We start from the raw sequence: 18,207 nt of genomic DNA, 5'->3' as shown, positions 1-18,207 counted from the left end.
CGGCGGCGCTCGGTCCCTCCCGGTCAACTCCAGTACCTCGTCGATCACTTCGGGGGTGATCTCCTCGGTGAGCACACCGAGCCGAATCAGGTCGCCGAACTGCGGCTCCAACCGCATTCGGGGGCTTCGCGGTGGCACCGGCCGGATCGCCGTGGTGACGGTCGAGGCAGCAGCGATGGCAGACTGAGCGCCCAAGGGGGCTCTCTCTCCCTTGCGCGAGGTCAGGAAACGCCCTTGCGCAACGACGCGAGGAGGCGGTCGAGGTGCCCGCGTGCCGTGTACGTACGGATCGGGTCGATGTAGTCGCGAGACTCGATGATCTGACCGTCCCGCACACGCATGACGAAGACGCAGGGCACCTTGGACCTGGAGTCGTCCGACAACGTGAACTCGTAGGCGAACTCGGCGACGATCACTTCAGGATCGGCGGTCTCGTGGACGACGACATCGACGACACTCCTCTTCGGCAAGGACTCCCGCATTTCCGGCGGCACCGTGAAGTGCTCCCGGAGCGCACGGCGACTCGTCAACGGCTCGGACTCCGGCGTCGCCATCGGATGCCGGACATCCGTAACCTCGCCGTACAGGTCAGGCAACTCGCTTGAGTTCCCGTCGGCGACCCCATGAACAAGGCGGAGGACACCTCACGCGGACTCAGACTCACAAGACCCCCCGACTGATACGCACCGGCAGCTGATCATTATCGCCTGATGCGAGCCGATGTTGCGGACTGTCTCGAGCAGCGGCACCTCACCCGTCTGATCCCACGGCCGACACGCTGGACGCGACCTGCAGATACAGGTCGGCACTCTTCATCTGAGATGTGCGCTTCCGCAGCAACGTCCAGGACCCTCCACAAGTCCCGTCTGTGCAGCTCAGGAGCGCTCCTCGCATCTCTGATCAAGCGGTAGACGGCGCTGCTCGTGAAAGCCCGGGGTCAATGCCCGTGCTCGGCGTCATGAAAGCCGTGCGACTCCAGGGAGTCCCGCAGCTCTCGCCGTCCCGTCAGGCCCAGCTTGCGATAGACCGAGGTCAGGTGGACTTCCACCGTTCGACGCGTGACGAACAGCGTCTCGGCGATGTATGCGTTCGACCTTCCGTCGGCCGCGAGGCGGGCAACCTGCGACTCGCTCTGTGTGAGCGCGCCCGGTCCTCGGGACACGGGACGACGCGGTCGCGCGCCGGTGGCGAGCAACGCCCGGTGCGCGACCGTGTGGAGGGGCAGGGAACCGACGCCGTACGCCTCTTCCCAGCCCTGCCGCAGAACCTCGCGGGCGGCCTTCTTGTACCCGAGCCGCTGGAGCGCCTGGCCCCGGGCGACCCTGACCCGGGCGAGCCACAGGGCGGCCCGGGTGCCCATGAGGACCTGCTCCGCCTCCTCGAGGAGGGCCGGCCGCTGGTCGTCGCTCATCGTCGCCGCCCACAGTTCGAGTCCGGAACCCAACGCGCATTGCAGACCCGCGGACCGGGCGTCGGCGACGGCCCGCTCCGCCAGCGCGACAGCCGAAGCGCGGTCGCCCAGGGCGAGATGGGTGCGTCCCGCCCAGTACCACCAGGAAGAGACAGCCGGGCTGGTGCGCTGCCAACTCGCCTGCCGGCGTGCGCACTCCTCGAAATGGACCAGGGCCCGCGTGGGGTCCTCCTTGGCCAGATACAGCCGGCCGCGGGCGCTCACCACCTCGTTCCACTGCCAGGAGTCGTCCTGGACGGGGTCGGGTATCTCCGCCTCCAGCAGGGCGGCCTCAGTCAGATCCCCCTGGTCGAGCAGCGTGTGAAGGCGCACCGCGAGCGCCAGGGCCTCGAACGGGGTGGCCTGTGCGGCGCTCACGCCCGCGAGGGCGGCGGCGCTGACGCGTGACGCCTGATCGAGGGCTCCGAGTCGCTGGTGCGCCGCCGCACTGAGGGCGAGCAGGTTCCGATAGGTCGGGCCGAGCAGGACGTCGGCCCCGATGACCAGCCTCTGGTAGACCACGTCGGCCTCGTGCGGCAGGTCCGCGTACAGCAGTCCCGACGCGGCGGCGCCGAGGAAGACCGGGGCGTCGGTGCTCGCCGTGCTGCGGCGGACGACGGTGCGGGCGGCCGCGACGGCTTCGGCGACGCGGTCCATGCGGGACGCCGAGATGACGGCCCGGGTGGCGAGCAGAGCGCGTTGCTCGGGAGTGTCGCCGGGCAGGGAGAGGTCGAACGAGACGGTCTGGAGCAGTTCGGTGTAGGCGGCCCGGTTGGAGGAGGCCGCGACGAGCAGTTGCGCCTCCATCAGTTGCGGATCGGCCGGACCCGAAGCGGTCAAGGCCGCTTCGGAACGGCATCGGGAAAGGAGGTCCGCCGCGCGCGCCACCTGGCCTTGGAGGGTGAGCGCCTGGGCGAGCGCGACGAGGGCCTCGAGCCGCAGTTTCGGCTCGGTCGCCCCGTCCAGCGCAGACGTCAGATGACGGACGCTGGCCTCGACGTCGACCCTCATCTCCGCCATGCCGAGTTCGAAGAGCAGACTCGGGTCGCCCCCTTCCCCGGCGCCCTCGGGCACGCACGCGCGCAGCAGCTCCACCGCTCGGACCGGTGCGGCGCGCAGGACGGCCTCACGGGCGGCGTCGCGCAGGACGGCGGCGGCCCAGGGCTGATGTGCCGTGGACGGGGCGTGGCACAGGTGCTCGGCCACGTCCGAAGGGCTCGCCCCCTCGTCGTGCAGCAACCGCGCCGCGCGACCGTGCACGGCGTCGCGCTCGGCGTGCGACATGTCGTCCAGGACGACGTCGCGCAGCAGGGCGTGGGAGAAGGACCAGCTTCCGTCGCTGTTCGACGTGACGAGCCCGCCGGAGACGAGGGCGAGCAGGGAGCGGGTGAAGACCGGACTGTCCAGCAGGGCGAGGCGGGCGCCGTTCTCCGGTGTGACCCTGCCCCCGAGCACGGCCAGGGCCCGGGCGGCCTGGACGGTGGCCGCGGGGTGCCGGTGCAGCAGACCCGCCGCGCGCAGCCGGAACGCGTGGATGTCCTGCCCGGGCACGGAGGCGACATGGTCGGCGGTGAGCGGCAGCCGCCCCTCGCGCAGCGCTTTCAGGAGCCGTGTCGCCACCAGGGGGTTGCCGTTGGTGGCCGCGAGACACGCCTCCTGGAAGGCCGCGTCGGTCTCCGAGCCGAGCAGCCGCAGGGTCAGCAGGCCGATTCCCTCACTCGTCAGGGGGCGTGGTCGCACCAGCCGGCACAGCGGGAGGGCTGCCACGTCGTTGAGGGCCGGCTCGTCGGCGCCACCGCGGCGGGCGAGCGCCAGCAGCACCGGCAGACCCGCCAGGCGGCGCGCCGTGTGCGCGAGGAAGCGCAGCGACGCGCTGTCGGCCTCCTCCGCGTCGTCCACGACGATCACCAGGGGCCCCTCCGCCGCGGCGGACCGGACCACCTCGTGCAGTGCGGCGAGTGCGCCGAAGGACGGGTTCGCGCCGTCGACGTCGTAGTAGGGCAGACCCGACGACCGCGCGTTCGTGCCGAAGGCGTCAGGGGGATTCGTCCACGCGGACAGGGGCATCCGGCCCACATCCGGGTCGAGGGAGGCCAGCAGGGTGTGCGCAGTGCTCAGGGGCAGCCGCTCACCCTCCTGCCCGGCCGTGGTGCGGACCACGCGCAGATCCTCGGCCCGGGCCTCGGCGACCAGCGCGCGGAGCAGGGTCGTCTTGCCGATGCCGTCCGGCCCTTCGAGCATGACCAGAGCGGGCTCGCCGGCCGCGGTGCGCCGCGTGAGCTCGACGAGGAGGGCGAGTTCGCGCTCACGCTCCACCGGCTCCGGGCCCGGCCCCCTCTGCTGCCGTTCGCGGGTAACGCTCCCGTGCACAGCGGTCATCCACCCTGTACCTCTCTCCCGGAGCGCCGGTGGCGACCGGGACCTGTGCCCACGCCCCCGCAGGACCGGCCGTGAAGACCGGTACTGACACGTGGAACCCCTCCCGATGAGTCATCTTCGCGTAAACCGCGCCGGTAGAAGGCCCGGATCACGCTTTTCCCCTAGCTGTGCTTTCATCCCGTCTTACCCGTCTGGGCCCGTTTGGGGCTTCGGCCGGACCGGGGGCCATGACGGCGCGCGGCCGGCCGACGTCATGATCCGACGGATGTCCCGCTGCGGCTGTGCAGCCGCTCCCGCCACGGCGCGGTGTCCGCCGCAGCGGCTTCGGCCTCGGGCAGGCACAGGTACACGTCCCGTCCGGCGTCCTCCTCGGGCGTGGGCGCGATGTGCACCGTCGGCACCGGCAGGTCGGGGAACTCGTACCAGAAGGGGCGTCCCGCGCCGAGGTCGATCCGGTACAGCGGGAACTGCGACCAGTTGTTGACCGACAGGGACGTCGTCGACACGTCGGGGGCTCGTACCGACATCACGTGCCGGGACACGCCCTTGCGCCGGTAGGAGCCGAGGAAGGCTATCTCGTCGCGGATCTTGTCCTCGGTGTTGCTCTCGAGGCAGCGCCGCACGTCCCTCGCCACGGCTCCCAGCGGTGACTCGCGCAGCCGGGCGGCGCCGAGCGAGGTCCAGCTGTTGCTGACGCAGTTGCCCCAGTACGACGACGGCAGGGCGTCGCCCAGCCGGCTCTGTGCGCCGACGATCAGCCCGAGCCACTCCACGGCGTCGGCCGGACGGCCCCGCAGTTCGCTCAGCACCTGCCAAAGGTGCGCGGTGAGCGCGTCGTTCGTCGACACCCACGCGTCCGACCCGGGCAGGGTCCGCTGGGCCTCGGCCTTCAGCGCGGCCAGTTCCGCCGCACCGAACCGGGTCGTGACGGTCGCGAGCTTGTTGACACCCACCCGCAGCGTGGTCGTCAGGTGCCGGACCCGGCCCACACCCACGAACGCCCGCGCCCGAAGGGCGGCGGGGTCCGTGGCCGGCCGGCCGAGCGCGTCCAGCGCCGCGCGGTCGTGACTGGGTTCCTCCCACGGCATCCCGAGGTGCTCGCGCGACCAGCTTTCCAGGAAGGCGAGGGTGCTGCCGCCGTCCGCGAGGCTGTGGTTGACGAGCACGCCGAGAACGGACCCCCCGCCCTCCATCCGGGTCAGTCGTATCTTCAGCAGCGGAGTGTCCCGGCCCACCACGCCGAAGGCGCTCACTTCGCGCAGCAACTTCCCGATGACCGGCTCGGCGCGCAGACCGTGGCCGTACTCGCGCATCGGGTCGGGGCAGAACGCCTCGGTGAACCGCACTCCCGCGTCGTTGCAGAGCACGCTCAGTCCGCCGTCCGCGTCCCTCTCCAGACGCCCCGCCAGCAGGGGGTAGCGACGCAGCGTGCGCGCCAGCGAGTCGCGCAGCGCCGCGCCGTCGAGGGTGTCGCGGTAGAAGAACGTCAGCGGCGTGTACCACGGACCGGTCAGCAGGTCGTAGCCGGTCAGCCGGATCCGTGCGCCGTCGGCTGCACCGGCCCGCACGGTGTGCACCCGCTCCACGCGGCTGTCGACGGTGGTGCGGAACGCCGGCAGGTCCTTCCTCGTCGCGCGGTGCGCGGCATTCTTCCGTGCCACGGCCATCAGCTCCAGGACACCAGCAGTCGGTCGACGCCGTAGTGCACGGCCCGGTCGCGCAGCGGTACGTCCCCGGCCGGCGCCGCAAGCCGCAGCGAGGGGAAACGCGCGAACAGCGCGCGCAGTCCGATGCGCAGGCTGGCCCGTGCCAGGTGCTGACCCAGGCACTGGTGTGCGCCGAAGCCCAGCGCGAGGTGTTTGCGGGGGACACGGGTGACGTCGAGCCGGTCGGGGTCGGTGAAGACCTCGGGGTCGCGGTTGGCGGCGGGCAGCGCCAGGACCACCGTCTGCCCCGCCTTGATCACGGTGTCGCCGATCTCCACGTCCTCCAGCGCACACCGGCTGGAACCCATCTGGGAGATCGTCAGATACCGCAGCAGCTCGTCCACCGCGCCGGCCTCGTACAGCTCCGGCCGTTCCCGCAGCAGGGCCAGCTGGTCCGGGTTCTCCAGCAGGGCGAAGACACTGAGGGACAGCATGTTCGGCGTGGTGTCGAGCGAGCCGCCCAGGGTGAGGACGGCGAGGTTGACCAGTTCGTCCTCGGTCAGCTCGCCGGTCGCCGCCAGCCGGCCGAAGAAGTCCTCGCCCCGCTCCGCCGTCCGCTCCCGCACCATCGGCCGGATGAGCCCGTCCATCGACTCCACGTGGTGGATGAACTCCTCCAGCGTGTACGTCAGGGTCATCAGTGCCGAGAAGTGCTCCTGGATGCCGTCCATCAGCTCCGGCGAGACGTCCATCAACGAGCACACCGAGCGCAGGCTGACCTTCTCCGCGAAGCCGGTGACCAGGTCGACGGGGGAGCCTTCGGCGGCCATCTCCGCCAGCGCCCCGTCCACGATGCGCGTCAGCTGCGGCTCGTACTGCTGAATGCGCCGCAGCGTGAAGTGACCCGCCAGGAGCCGCCGGTACTTGGTGTGGTCGGGGGCGTCCATCTTCGCGAACGAGCCGGGCGGAGAGGGCTGCGGTGCGTACTCGGTCATCGGGAACGGCGGCGCGACCACATGCGCCAGCAACTCGTTGCGGTGGCTGAAGCGATCGTCGGCGAGGATCTGCCGGACCAGGTCGTGCCGGGTCACGAGCCAGCCCGAGGTGTCCTTCGGCGCCACCTCGAAGGTGACCGGGCTGACCGGCTGCTCGGCGCGCAGCCGCGCGTACTCGGCGGGCGGGTCGAACGGGCACCTGCCCCGTTCCGAGGGGATCACGGGCGGGTCGGGCCTGGTCTTCATGGGTCGCTCCGTCGTGAGAGGGGGCCGGGACTGGGGGCTTGGGGAGGGAGGTGGGCCGCCGCCTCAGGCGTGGAGCACACGCAGGGGCAGATGCCGGGCGCCGAAGACGTTGGTTCCGTGCCAGCTGAGCCGCACCGCGGGGTCGACGCCGATGCGGGCGTACCTGTCCAGCAGGGCGTCGAGGGCGATCCGGCCCTCCAGCCGGGCCAGCGGCGCCCCGATGCAGTAGTGGATGCCGTGTCCGAACGCGGCCTGCCGGGCGTTGGAACGGTCCGGGCGGAACGCGTCCGCGTCCTCGAAGACCCGTTCGTCGCGGTTGGCGGACAGCAGCCACAGATGGACGAGGGTGCCGGGTCCGACATCCGTCCCGGCGACGGTGGCCGCGGTCGTGGTGACCCGCTCGATCCGGGTGAACGGCGGGCGCAGCCGCAGCGTTTCCTCGATCACCGCCGGTACCAGCGAACGGTCCGCGCGCACCCGTTCCAGCAGCTCCGGATCGCGGTCCAGGCACAGCAGCGCGTTGCCGACGAGGACCGACGTGGTGATGTGCCCGGCAAGCAGCAGCAGCGTCGCGAAACTCGCGATGTCCTCGTCCTCCAGCCGCTCGCCGTCGAGTTCGGCCCCGACCAGGGTGCTCAGCAGATCGCCGCTCGGCTCCTTGCGCCGGGCCTCGATGAAGCCCTGGAGATAGGCGGAGATGGTGACCGCCGTCTCCTCCATCCGGCGCACGCTCTCGGGATCGTCCGGATCGGTGGACAGCAGTTGGTCCGCCCAGCCCTGGAACCTGTCGCGCTCCTCGGTCGGGACGCCCAGCATGCGCGCGATGACCGTCACCGGCAGCGGGTTGGCCAGGACGTCGACGAGATCGAAGGCGTCCACGGGGGCGGCGTCCAGCAGTTGCCCGGTCAGTTCGGTGATCCACGGCTCGAGACCGGTGATCAGGGCCGGGGTGAACGCCCGGCTGACCAGACGGCGCATCTTGCCGTGCAGCGGCGGGTCCAGGAGCAGCAGCGTGCCCCGCGGAGCCTGCTTCTCCCCGCCCGACAGCCGGCCCACCGTGTCCGAGGAGAACGTCGCCGTGTCGGCGAGGATCCGCTGCACGTCCGCGTGGCGGAACACGTGCACATTGCCGCTGCCGTCCCGCCAGACCGGCTGCTCCTCGCGCATCCGCGCCGCCCAGGCCAGCAACGAGACGCCGCCGTCGGGTTCGACGGTCGGCGGGCGTTCGAGCCGGGACCCGCCCCCGGGTGTCGAATCGAGCACGTCCGAGGTGCCTTGCTGCGCCACCCGGATTCCCCTTTCGCAGATGTCGTACGACGGTCGCGCGGGCCTCGTACGCTCGTCGGCGCCGCTGTCCGATCGCCCGGCCACTCCAGCACGGCGGCGCAGTGCCGGGCCAGAGCGGGCCGCGCAGTCTAGGGATTCACCGCGTACCGGCCGCCACCGACGCGTGCCTCCCGGCTCCCGCGTCCTTGGCCGGGGCCGAATCTCTGGAGGAAATCCCAGACAGCGGTCCGCGTCCGGCCGATCCCCCGCACCACGCCGCAAGATGGGCTCGCCCAGGCAACCCATCGGATCGGCGAGCGCGCAGGAGGCCCGCATGGACATCGCGATCGATCACGGCAGGTGCATCGGCGCCGGCCAGTGCGCTTTCGTCGCCCCCGAGGTCTTCGACCAGGGCGACGACGGTTTGGCCCTGCTGCTGGTCGACCGACCTGCGGCCGCACACGCCCCCGCCGTGCGTGAGGCCGCCGAGTCCTGCCCGATGGGCGCCATCTCCGTGGCGGAGGACCCGGACCGGACGGCCTGAGCGCCGCCCAGGGTCACCCGCACGGAACCGATGAGGAGAGGAACCCATGCGCGTCCTGTTCGCCGGCCTGCCGGAGAAGTCGCACGTCTTCACGATGGTGCCGCTGGCCTGGGCCCTGACGGCCGCTGGGCACGAGGTGCTGATGGCCAACGCGCCGTCGCTGAACGAGACGGTCACCGGCACCGGACTGGTGGCCGCACCGATCGGCACGAACCACCACCTCCACCACGACATGGCCATGGCCCGTGGGTCGCAGGACGCGGACGTGGCGAACTGGAGCCGCCTCGGATACGGCGACGTCGACCACGCGAGCCTGGTCGAGCGGTACGCCGTCAGCGTCCCGTACGGGTTCGCCCGCTACAACGACCCGATCCTCGACGACCTCGTCGCCCTCGCGCGGGACTGGCGGCCCGATCTCGTCGTGCACGACCCGATCGCCTACGCGGGCGGTATCGCCGCGCGAGCCTGCGGCGCAGCGCACGCGCGCCTGCTGTGGTCCGCGGACGTATACGGCCAGGCCCGCGCCACGTTCGTCGAGCTGGCCCGGGACGTGTCCGAGGACCGGCGCGCCGACCCGCTGGCCGACTGGATCGACGAACGCGGACGCGCCTACGGCGTGCGGTGCGACGAAGAGCTCCTCAACGGGCAGTTCACTGTCGACACCCTGCCGCCGAGCCTGCGCCCGCCGAGCGAACTGCACCAGGTCTCGATGCGGTACGTGCCCTACAACGGCCCCGCGGTGCAGTGGGAATGGCTGCGCGAGAAGCCCAAACGGCCCCGCGTCTGCGTCACTCTGGGCCGTACCAACACCGAGGCCTACGGCGGAGACTACGTCGACGTCGAGAACCTGCTGCGCGCCCTGTCGCGGCTGGACGCCGACATCGTCGCGGCACTGATGCCCGAACAGGCCGAGGAGCTGGACGACCTGCCCGCCAACGTGCTGGCCGTCAGCGAAGTGGCGCTCAGCACGCTGCTGCCGACGTGTTCCGCCGTGGTCCACCACGGCGGCTGGGGCTCGTTCTCCACCGCGCTCGTCAACGGGGTGCCGCAGCTCGCGATGTCCACCCTCGTCGCCGACCAGGAACTGCGCGGACGGTCCCTGGAGGACGCCGGCGCCGGATTCTTCCTGCACCACACCGACGCCGACCCCGACCGGGTCACGGACCTCACCGGCCGACTCCTGGAGGACCCCTCCCACGCCGCCGCCGCCGGCCGGCTGCGCGACGAGTCCGCGGCCATGCCCACCCCGCACGCCATCGTCCCGGAACTCGAACGGCTCGTCGCGGACCGCTGAAAGGTCCGCGCGACCGCACGCACACCCATGAGGAAGGAGGACGGCGCCCGCCCGGCACTCCCGGTGACGCGCCGCACCCAGATGAGTCAGACACGCATCCTGGTGACCGGCGGTGCCGGCTTCATCGGTTCCCACTACGTCCGGACCCTGCTCGGCCCCCTCGGCCCCGACGACGTCACCGTCACCGTCCTCGACGCCTTCACCTACGCGGCCAACCTGGCCAACCTCGATCCGGTGGCGGACTCCGACCGCTACCGGCTCGTCGTCGGCGACATCTGCGACGACGGCCTGGCGGACCGGCTGATGGCCGAGCACGACCAGGTGGTGCACTTCGCCGCCGAGTCCCACGTCGACCGCTCCCTGGCCAGCGCCACCGAGTTCGTGCGCTCCAACGTCCTGGGTACCCAGACCCTGCTGGACGCCGCCCTGCGGCACGGCGTCGGCCGGTTCGTGCACGTCTCCACCGACGAGGTCTACGGATCCATCGCCGCGGGCTCCTGCTCCGAGGAGCAGCCGCTGCACCCCAACTCGCCGTACGCCGCCTCCAAGGCGTCCAGCGACCTGATCGCCCTCGCCTACCACCGTTCCCACGGCCTGGACGTGCGGGTGACCCGGTGCTCGAACAACTACGGACACCACCAGTTCCCCGAGAAGATCATCCCCCTGTTCGTCACCCGCCTGCTCGCGGGGAAGACGGTCCCGCTCTACGGCGACGGCCTGAACGTGCGCGACTGGCTGCACGTCGACGACCACATCCGTGCCGTCGAGCTGGTCCGCACCCAGGGCCGGGCCGGTGAGGTCTACAACATCGGCGGCGGCACCGAACTCGACAACCGCGGTCTGACCGGACTCCTCCTCGAAGCCTGCGGTGCGGGCTGGGACAGCGTGGAGTACGTCACCGACCGCAAGGGCCACGACCGCCGCTACTCCGTGGACTGGCGCAAGGCCCATGTCGAGCTCGGCTACAAGCCGCAGACGGATTTCGCCGAGGGCCTCGCGGAAACCGTCGCCTGGTACCGGGACAACCCCGGGGTATGGGGCCGGGCCGTCCGCCCCGGCCCGGCGTCGGGGGCCGCGCCGTGCTGACCTGGCGCACCCTCGGTCCGCTACGGGTCTCGGCCGGCGGCCGGGACGTCACGCCGACGGCGCCGAAGGTCCGTCAGGTGCTGGCCCTGCTGCTCGCCCGGCACGACACGGTCGTCCCGCTGACCGCGCTGACGTCCGAGCTGTGGGCGGGGCGCCCGCCGCGCAGCGCCACCGCCACCGTGCAGACGTACGCCTATCAGTTGCGCAAGGCGCTGCACGGCGGCGAGGACCCCGGGCCGGTCGAGAGCGGCCTGCTCGTCACCCACGCCCACGGATACCTGCTGCGGGTCCGACCGGGCGCCTGTGACGCGGAGATGTTCGCGCAGCTCACCGGCCGGGCCCGGACGGCACTCGCCGACGGTGACCCGGCCGGCGCCGTCGTGCTGCTCGACCAGGCCCTGCTGCTGTGGGACGGGCCGCCGTTCGCGGACGTCGCGCCAGGACCGGCGCTGCAGGGGCACGCCCTGCGCCTGAACGAACTCCACCTCCAGGCCGAGGAACTGCGCATCACCGCCGGCCTGCACCTGGGCCGACACCGTGACCTCGTCGGCGAGTTGAAGGAACTCGCCTGCGCGCACCCGCTGCACGAGTGGTTCCAGGGCTCACTCATCATCGCCCTGCAACGGTGCGGCAGGCGGAGCGAGGCGCTCGACGTCTACCGGCGGCTGAGCACGCAACTGCGGGACGAGCTCGGACTGGATCCCTCACCGGGCCTGCAGCGTCTGCGTCAGCACGTGCTGACCGATCGGGTCAGCACGGCCGATCTGGACCTGCTGCCCGGCTGACGTCGGAACTGACTGCGACGCCCGGTCGGTTCATCGGCGGTCGACCGACCCGTCCTGCTGCTCCGCCGCAGCACGCCACAGGTCCTGCACCATGTCGCGGGGCGTGCGGTGCGGCTGCCATCCGAGGACAGTGCGCGCGGTCGACACCTCCACGGCCATCCAGTCGGCGTCCTTCAGCGATCGCGACTGCGCGTCGGGGCGCTCCACGAGGCGGGCCGGGCGGCCGCTGATGGAGATCAGCAGGTCCACCATGTCCCGGACGGGCTGCGAGGCGCCGCTCGCGACATTCACCACGCGCCCAGCGGCGCCGGGGGAGCGCAGCGCCGCGACGACGGCCCGGGACACGTCCTGCGCGTCGACGAAGTCACGGTTGCTGCGCAGCGGCGACACCCGTACCTCGGCCGTACGTCCCTCGGCTGTTCCTTCGAGCAGTTGCGTGGCCACCTGCCCGAGCAGACTCCCCCGCGGAGTGCCGGCGCCGATGACGTTCGACAGCCGCAGCACCACCGCGTCCGCCGCGCCTGCCCCGACGGCCCGCAGCACCGCACGCGTGCCGTACAGCTTCGACTGCCCGTAGCCGGTGGCCGGTACCTCCGGGGAGGACTCCGTGAGCCACACCCCGCGGGGCTGCGGGCTGTACTCGTGCACCGAGCCCAGCTGCACCAGCCGCGGCCGGGGGCCGGCGGCGGCCAGCGCCGCGAGGAGCCGCTCCACGAGCAGCTGGTTGCTGTGGCGCATCCGGTCGGCGCTGCGAGACCACACCTCTCCGGCGGCGTTCACCACGGCCTCGGGGTGCGCCTCGTCGATCAGCTCGACCAGTGCCCGGGGCTCGGCGTCGGCCAGATCCATGGGATGGAAGCGCCAGGACGCCGGAGTCTTGCGGGGGTGACGGGCGACGGCGAGAACCTCGTAGCCGGCCCGCTCCAGAGCGGTTCCCACATGACGGCCGACGAATCCGGTCGCCCCGAGAAGCAGCACGCGGCCCGACTTCCCGTCCGCACCGCCTGGCCGCCCCAGCGCACCGACCTCCGGCATTGCCGTCTCTCCTCCCGGGCCCGCGCGCTGCACGCCCGGTCACCGTCGCTGCCCCGCTCGGTCGCGGGTCTGACGACACCACTCAAGCAGCCGTTGATCGAGGATCACTCCAGGCCGCGTCGACCTGAGCCGTTCGTGACCGGCCCTCGATCGGTCCTCGATGCCGACGTCCTACGGTGTAGCCACCATGAAGGTTCGAGAGATGGCTGTGCCGGACGCCTACCACATCACGCCACATCAGTTCCGTGACGAACGCGGCAGCTTCTACGAGTCGTTCCGGTGTGACCGGCTGGCCGACGAGATCGGCCGTCCGGTGCCCGTGGCTCAGGTGAACTACTCCGTGTCGCGCCGCAGCACCCTGCGCGGACTGCACGGCACGCTGCTGTCGCCGGGGCAGGCCAAGGTGGTGTGCGTGGTGCGCGGCACCGTCCTCGACATCGTCGTGGATCTGCGCGTCGGCTCCCCCACGTGGGGGGTGTACGAGGCGAACTGGCTGTCCGCGGAGTCGGGCGAGACGCTCTTCGTCGCCGAGGGGCTGATGCACGGGTTCCTCGCCCTCACCGACGACACCTGTGTGTCCTATCTGTGTTCCACCCAGTTCGTGCCCGGAACGCAGGTGGACGTCGACCCCTTCGACCCCGATCTCGCCCTGCCCTGGAGCCTGTCGGAGACACCCCTGATGTCCGTGAAGGACTCGGCGGCGATCTCTGTGGCCGAGGCCCGGGACACCGGGCTCCTGGCCCGTTACGAGGACTGCCTGGCGTACTACGAGGCGCTCCGGGCGGACGCCCGCTGAACCACCCCTCGGCCCTTTCCACAGGCCGTCAGACACCCATTCGGAGAGCCGATGACATCCGGCGCCCCCACGCCCGCCCGCCACTACGCCCTGCTGCTGTTCGCCGACTTCGGCCACATCGCCCCGACGCTGGGAGTGGCCCGTGAACTCCTCGCACGCGGCCACCGCGTCACCTATGTCGTCGACGAGCGGTTCGGACCCCTCGTGGAGGACTGCGGCGCCCGCGCCGTCACCTACGTCTCCGCGCGGGGAGACTTCTACCGTGCCGCCGACCCGAGCCCGGACCGGCTCGCCCGTGACGGCTACGACCTGCTCGTCGACACCGTGCGCACCGTCTTCCCCGCCGCGATGGAGGCCCTGACAGCCGATCCGCCCGACGTGGTGCTCTACGACTTCGAGACGGTCGCCGCCGGCCGGGTGGCCGCGCGTGTCCTCGGGGCCGTGCCGGTCCAGGTCTGCCCCAGTCACGCCGCCAATGAGGCCTTCTCCCTGCGCGCCCAGATGTGGGACCCCGGGCATCCGCTGATGGCCGAGGGAGCAAGGGTGCTGATCGGCTTCATGGGCGAACACGGCATCGGACTGGACGAGATGGGCCGGTACGGCACCGAGTGGGACACCCGCAACCTGGTCTTCCTGCCGCGCGCCTTCCAGATCGAGGGGGACACCTTCGACGACCGGTTCGCCTTCGTGGGCCCCGTCTTCGCCGCACCCGAACCCGGCTGCTGGTCGCCGCCTGACGACGGGCGCCGCGTCGCTCTGGTGTCGCTGGGCACGGAGTCGGGGGACCGGGGAGACTTCTTCCGTCTGTGCGCCGAGGCGTTCTCGCCGGCCGAGTGGCATGTCGTCATGACGCTCGGCCGCGACAGCGACCCCGCGCTCCTCGGGTCGCTGCCGGCCCATGTCGAGGCGCACCCCTGGCTGCCGCACCCCGCCGTGCTGCCGCACGCTGACGTGTTCGTGTGCCACGCGGGCATGGGCAGCCTCATGGAGTCCCTGTCCTACGGCACGCCCGTGGTGGCCCTTCCCCGCGCCCATGAACTGGCGGCGAGCGCGCAGCGACTGGAAGAGCTGGGGGTCGGGCGAGCCCTGGTACGGGCTGGTCTGACCGCGGGGCGTCTCGCCGCCACGGTGGAGGAACTGCTCGCCGACCCCGGCGGACCCGCGGCCCTGGCCTCGATCCGGGACGCCGTCCGCACGGCGGGCGGCGCCGCCCGCGCCGCCGACCTGCTGCAGACGTGGGCGGCGCGGGAACCCGCGACGCCCGCGCTCGGCTGAGCGTCCGCCGGCACGCGAAACGGGGTGGGTCCCGGCGCCGGAAGTCGCCGGGACCCACCCCGTTTCGGTTGCCGCGGGTCAGTGGGGCAGGGTCACGTATTCGATCACCGAGTTGATGCTGTGGTCGATCATCTCGTCGGTCAGGCCCGGGTACACGCCGATCCAGAACGTCCGCTCGGTGGTGATGTCGCTGTTGGTGAGCGGTCCGCTGACCCGGAACTCCTGTCCCTCGTAGGCCGGGTGACGGGTCAGGTTGCCCGCGAAGAAGCGGCGGGTGGCGACCATGCTGGACTCCAGGTGGTCGATCAGGGCGCCGGGCTGGAACGGCGTGCCCGGCTCCACGGTGATGGCGAAGCCGAACCAGCTCGGGTCGCTGCCCGGCGTGGCCTCGGGAAGCAGCAGGTGCGGCAGCCCGTCCAGGCCCTCCCGCAGCCGGGCCCAGTTGTGGCGTCTGGCCTTGCCGAACTCGTCGATACGGCTGAGCTGCTGGAGCCCGAGAGCCGCGGAGACGTCCGTCGACTTCAGGTTGTAGCCCACGTGGGAGAAGATGTACTTGTGGTCGTAGCCCTCCGGCAGCGAACCCATCTGGTGCTCGAAACGCTTGAAGCAGCGGTTGTCCTCACCCGGCTCGCACCAGCAGTCGCGGCCCCAGTCGCGCATCGATTCCACGATCCGCGCCAGGGCCAGGTTGTCCGTCAGCACGCATCCGCCCTCGCCCATCGTGATGTGGTGGGCGGGATAGAAGCTCTCGGTCGCCAGGTCACCGAAGGTTCCGGTCAGCTGTCCCTCGTAGGTGCTGCCCAGCGCGTCGCAGTTGTCCTCGATGAGGAACAGGCCACGGTCCTCGGCCAGTTGGGCGATCTCGCGCACCTGGAAGGGATTGCCCAGCGCATGGGCCATCATGATCGCGCGGGTGCGCGGACCGATGGCCGCCTCCACCCGCTCCAGTGAGGCGTTGTAGGTGCCCAGCTCGACGTCGACGAAGACCGGCACCATACCGTTCTGCAGGATCGGATTGACCGTCGTCGGGAACCCGGCGGCCACCGTGATCACCTCGTCGCCGCGCTTCAGCCGGTCCACGCCCAACTGCGGCGAGGTGAGGCTGCTCAGGGCCAGCAGATTGGCCGAGGAGCCGGAGTTGGTCAGATGCGCCTTGCGCAGCCCGAAATACTTCGCCAGCGCACGTTCCAGCCTGCGCGAGCTGACACCGGCCGCGATGCGCATGTCGAGTGCCGCTTCCACCAGCGCCACCCGGTCGTCCTCGCTGAGCACCGCACCGGACGCCAGCACCGGCGTGATGCCCGGCACGAACCCCGATGAGAGAGATGAGCGGTGGTATTCCCGTACCAGGTCGAGGATCTCGGTCTTGTCGTTCCCCACGGCTGATGGCCTCCTGTATGTGCCGGTGGGGACGAGACGTGCTCGCCGGCTCGCAGTCGAAGCGAGTCCCCACGCCCGTATCGTTCGATCGGGGGAGCCCCAGACCAGCACGCGCGCCCACTCGCGGGCCAGGCACGCCGCACGATTCTAGGGATCCACCAAAAGCATGAGGTCTAGGGAATTCATCGTCACCGGCCCGGCACTCTGAAGTGCCAAGCCCGCGTGGGCCTTTCGCCCTTCCCTGGAGACGCACCCATGAAGCACGGCCGCCCCACGGGCAAGCCCGGGCAGATCGTCGTCCTGCGCGCGGGAGGGACGTCCGGCGAGCGGGTCCGGCTCGGCGTTCACGACCTGCTGAACGGGACTTTCGCCACACCGCGCACGTTCTTCTACCGGCAGACCCTGGACTCCGACGCCCTGGCCGACTCGCTGCGCCGCACACTGGCCCACCATCCGCTGCTCACGGGACGCCTCGAACGCGACGCGGACGGCGGCCTCAGCGTGGTGTGCAACGATGCCGGCGCGATGTTCGCCGTCGCCCACTCCGACCAGGCCATGCCGGACTACGGCCCGGACCGCTCCGCCAAGCAGGACCTGCGCCGTTACCTCCACTCCGTCAACGCCTTCCGCGTCGTCGGGCACGACACGCCGCTGCTCACGGTCAAGGTCACGCACATGCGAGGAGGCGGCTCCGTACTCGGCGTCGCCGTCAACCACAGCGTCGTCGACGGCAGCGGCTACCTCGACTTCCTGCGCCACTGGTCGCGCACGCATGCCGGACAGGACGGTTCCGCGGCGCCGTACGACCGTGCCCTGCTGGACGGCTTGGCCGGCGAGGCGCGTCCCGCACCGGACGACCCGCAGTACCAGGTCGTCACCGGACGGCAGAAGTTCGGGTTCATCTGGAGGGTCAACTCCCGTGCGTGGAAGCTGCGCACCGTCACCGTCCGACTGACCGCCACGGAGGTCCTCGCCCTGCGCGCGGCCGCGCGCGCCGGACAGGACCGTGATCTGCCTCCCGCCTCCAGCGCGGTCGCGCTGGGGGCGCACCTGTGGCGGGTCCTCGGCGCGCTCCGCGACCGGGAACCCGGGGCCGAGGAGCGCCTGGGGATCGTGGTCGGACTGCGGGCCGCGCTGAAGGACCGCCTTCCGCACGGCTATGGGGGCAATGCGGTGTCCAACACCACGGCCGTGCTACCGGCCCGTGAGTTGCGCGAAGAGCCCCTCGCCCACACCGTCGCCGCGGTACGCGCCGCCGTGGAGCGTGTCACCCCCGTCCGGGCGCGTCAGGAGGCCGCCTTCCTGGAGGCTCAGCGGCAGGCCGGGCGCTCGTCCCGTGTCCTCAGCCGCATGGCACTGGACGCCTTCGACGGCACGGTCGCCCTGAACGACTCCGGCAGGTTGCCGGTGTACACGCTGGAGTTCGGCGCCGGACGGCCCTTCTGGTTCGAGTTCCCGGCAAGCCCCATCCCCTGGACGGCACTCGTCACGCCCACCCCCGACGACGACCACAGCCGCGACGTCCACCTGAGTGTTCCCCGTGAAGCCGCCGAGGCCCTGCGCAGTCCTCGGTGGGCCGAACGTCTGCGCGGCGCTCCCGACGGTCCTGGCGGCCGCTGATCGCGGATCCCGTCCTGCATCGCCCCACGGGGGAGAGGGGAGCCTGGCCCGCATGGCGAAGGGCCTGTGGACACCGGCTCCGACGGTGTCCACAGGCCCTTCGCCCGTCAAGGCCTTACAGGCCTGCGGCCTTGCGCAGCGCGTCCACGCGGTCCGTGCGCTCCCAGGTGAAGTCGGGCAGCTCACGGCCGAAGTGGCCGTAAGCGGCGGTCTGGGCGTAGATCGGGCGCAGCAGGTCGAGGTCGCGGATGATCGCGGCCGGGCGGAGGTCGAAGACCTCGTCGATGGCCTTCTCGATCTTCTCGGCGTCGATCTTGGCGGTGCCGAAGGTCTCGATGAACAGACCGACCGGCTCGGCCTTGCCGATCGCGTAGGCGACCTGGACCTCGCAGCGGGCCGCGAGACCCGCC

At 71.4% G+C, this 18,207-nt stretch carries 15 protein-coding genes; 7 read left to right on the top strand and 8 right to left on the bottom strand.

What is annotated here, in order from left to right:
* Positions 1-221 precede the first annotated feature (221 nt).
* The 5 genes from BG482_RS38025 to BG482_RS38005 all read right to left on the bottom strand — a co-directional run bounded on the left by BG482_RS38025 (position 222) and on the right by BG482_RS38005 (position 8,003).
* Complete coding sequence (locus BG482_RS38025) at positions 222-596, bottom strand: nuclear transport factor 2 family protein (RefSeq protein ID WP_069773778.1); 375 nt, start codon at positions 594-596, stop codon at positions 222-224.
* 341 nt (positions 597-937) lie between these two features.
* Positions 938-3,829: a LuxR family transcriptional regulator gene (locus BG482_RS38020; protein ID WP_079142638.1), complete on the bottom strand. Its 2,892-nt coding sequence runs from the start codon at positions 3,827-3,829 to the stop codon at positions 938-940.
* Positions 3,830-4,080: 251 nt separating this feature from the next.
* Positions 4,081-5,490 carry an acyltransferase gene (locus BG482_RS38015; protein WP_176741568.1) on the bottom strand — a complete coding sequence of 470 codons (1,410 nt, stop codon included), beginning with the start codon at positions 5,488-5,490 and terminating at the stop codon, positions 4,081-4,083.
* A gap of 5 nt (positions 5,491-5,495) precedes the next feature.
* On the bottom strand, positions 5,496-6,716 hold the full coding sequence (locus tag BG482_RS38010) for a cytochrome P450 (RefSeq protein WP_069773775.1): 1,221 nt from the start codon (positions 6,714-6,716) through the stop codon (positions 5,496-5,498).
* Between the two features lie 63 nt (positions 6,717-6,779).
* Positions 6,780-8,003, bottom strand: coding sequence for a cytochrome P450 (locus BG482_RS38005; protein WP_256096605.1), 1,224 nt, complete (start codon positions 8,001-8,003; stop codon positions 6,780-6,782).
* Between the two features lie 313 nt (positions 8,004-8,316).
* On the opposite strand from BG482_RS38005, the gene BG482_RS38000 reads away from it, so the two are divergent.
* From BG482_RS38000 to BG482_RS37985, 4 genes are all read left to right on the top strand, one after another.
* Entirely contained in the window at positions 8,317-8,526 is a 210-nt protein-coding gene (locus tag BG482_RS38000) for a ferredoxin (RefSeq protein ID WP_069773774.1), read from the top strand.
* 46 nt (positions 8,527-8,572) lie between these two features.
* The gene (locus BG482_RS37995) at positions 8,573-9,820 is read left to right on the top strand and encodes an activator-dependent family glycosyltransferase (RefSeq protein ID WP_069773773.1); all 1,248 of its coding nucleotides are present in this window, start codon (positions 8,573-8,575) and stop codon (positions 9,818-9,820) included.
* 81 nt (positions 9,821-9,901) lie between these two features.
* Entirely contained in the window at positions 9,902-10,906 is a 1,005-nt protein-coding gene (rfbB, locus tag BG482_RS37990) for a dTDP-glucose 4,6-dehydratase (protein ID WP_069773800.1), read from the top strand.
* Positions 10,900-11,691 (top strand): AfsR/SARP family transcriptional regulator, encoded by a 792-nt coding sequence (locus BG482_RS37985; protein ID WP_069773799.1) that lies wholly within the window; start codon positions 10,900-10,902, stop codon positions 11,689-11,691. Before rfbB ends, BG482_RS37985 begins: the two co-directional genes overlap by 7 nt.
* Before the next feature lie 30 nt (positions 11,692-11,721).
* Here the strand turns inward: BG482_RS37985 and BG482_RS37980 are convergent, their stop codons facing one another.
* The gene (locus BG482_RS37980; protein WP_069773772.1) at positions 11,722-12,726 is read right to left on the bottom strand and encodes an NAD(P)-dependent oxidoreductase; all 1,005 of its coding nucleotides are present in this window, start codon (positions 12,724-12,726) and stop codon (positions 11,722-11,724) included.
* A 202-nt stretch (positions 12,727-12,928) separates the two neighbouring features.
* Here BG482_RS37980 and BG482_RS37975 point away from each other — a divergent pair, with 202 nt between their 5' ends.
* Positions 12,929-13,522 (top strand): dTDP-4-dehydrorhamnose 3,5-epimerase family protein, encoded by a 594-nt coding sequence (locus BG482_RS37975; protein WP_107450890.1) that lies wholly within the window; start codon positions 12,929-12,931, stop codon positions 13,520-13,522.
* A gap of 51 nt (positions 13,523-13,573) precedes the next feature.
* Entirely contained in the window at positions 13,574-14,797 is a 1,224-nt protein-coding gene (locus BG482_RS37970; protein ID WP_069773770.1) for a macrolide family glycosyltransferase, read from the top strand.
* A gap of 78 nt (positions 14,798-14,875) precedes the next feature.
* Here the strand turns inward: BG482_RS37970 and rfbH are convergent, their stop codons facing one another.
* Positions 14,876-16,177: a lipopolysaccharide biosynthesis protein RfbH gene (rfbH, locus tag BG482_RS37965; protein ID WP_069773769.1), complete on the bottom strand. Its 1,302-nt coding sequence runs from the start codon at positions 16,175-16,177 to the stop codon at positions 14,876-14,878.
* 255 nt (positions 16,178-16,432) lie between these two features.
* Here rfbH and BG482_RS37960 point away from each other — a divergent pair, with 255 nt between their 5' ends.
* The gene (locus BG482_RS37960; protein WP_069773768.1) at positions 16,433-17,797 is read left to right on the top strand and encodes an acyltransferase; all 1,365 of its coding nucleotides are present in this window, start codon (positions 16,433-16,435) and stop codon (positions 17,795-17,797) included.
* 115 nt (positions 17,798-17,912) lie between these two features.
* Here the strand turns inward: BG482_RS37960 and BG482_RS37955 are convergent.
* The coding region (locus tag BG482_RS37955) for a methionine adenosyltransferase domain-containing protein (protein ID WP_176741567.1) at positions 17,913-18,207 on the bottom strand (295 nt) is incomplete at its 5' end.

Source organism: Streptomyces sp. LUP30, from assembly GCF_001746365.1.
Taxonomy (GTDB): domain Bacteria; phylum Actinomycetota; class Actinomycetes; order Streptomycetales; family Streptomycetaceae; genus Streptomyces.
Note: the sequence above shows the minus strand (reverse complement) of the source record. Positions and strands in the feature narration are given on the sequence as shown.

Coding starts and splice junctions, on each gene's coding strand:
- BG482_RS38020 (WP_079142638.1), bottom strand. CDS start 3,829: ATGACCGCTGTGCACGGGAGCGTTACCCGCGAACGGCAGCAGAGGGGG.
- BG482_RS38010 (WP_069773775.1), bottom strand. CDS start 6,716: ATGAAGACCAGGCCCGACCCGCCCGTGATCCCCTCGGAACGGGGCAGG.
- BG482_RS38000 (WP_069773774.1), top strand. CDS start 8,317: ATGGACATCGCGATCGATCACGGCAGGTGCATCGGCGCCGGCCAGTGC.
- BG482_RS37995 (WP_069773773.1), top strand. CDS start 8,573: ATGCGCGTCCTGTTCGCCGGCCTGCCGGAGAAGTCGCACGTCTTCACG.
- rfbB (WP_069773800.1), top strand. CDS start 9,902: ATGAGTCAGACACGCATCCTGGTGACCGGCGGTGCCGGCTTCATCGGT.
- BG482_RS37980 (WP_069773772.1), bottom strand. CDS start 12,726: ATGCCGGAGGTCGGTGCGCTGGGGCGGCCAGGCGGTGCGGACGGGAAG.
- BG482_RS37975 (WP_107450890.1), top strand. CDS start 12,929: ATGGCTGTGCCGGACGCCTACCACATCACGCCACATCAGTTCCGTGAC.
- BG482_RS37970 (WP_069773770.1), top strand. CDS start 13,574: ATGACATCCGGCGCCCCCACGCCCGCCCGCCACTACGCCCTGCTGCTG.
- BG482_RS37960 (WP_069773768.1), top strand. CDS start 16,433: ATGAAGCACGGCCGCCCCACGGGCAAGCCCGGGCAGATCGTCGTCCTG.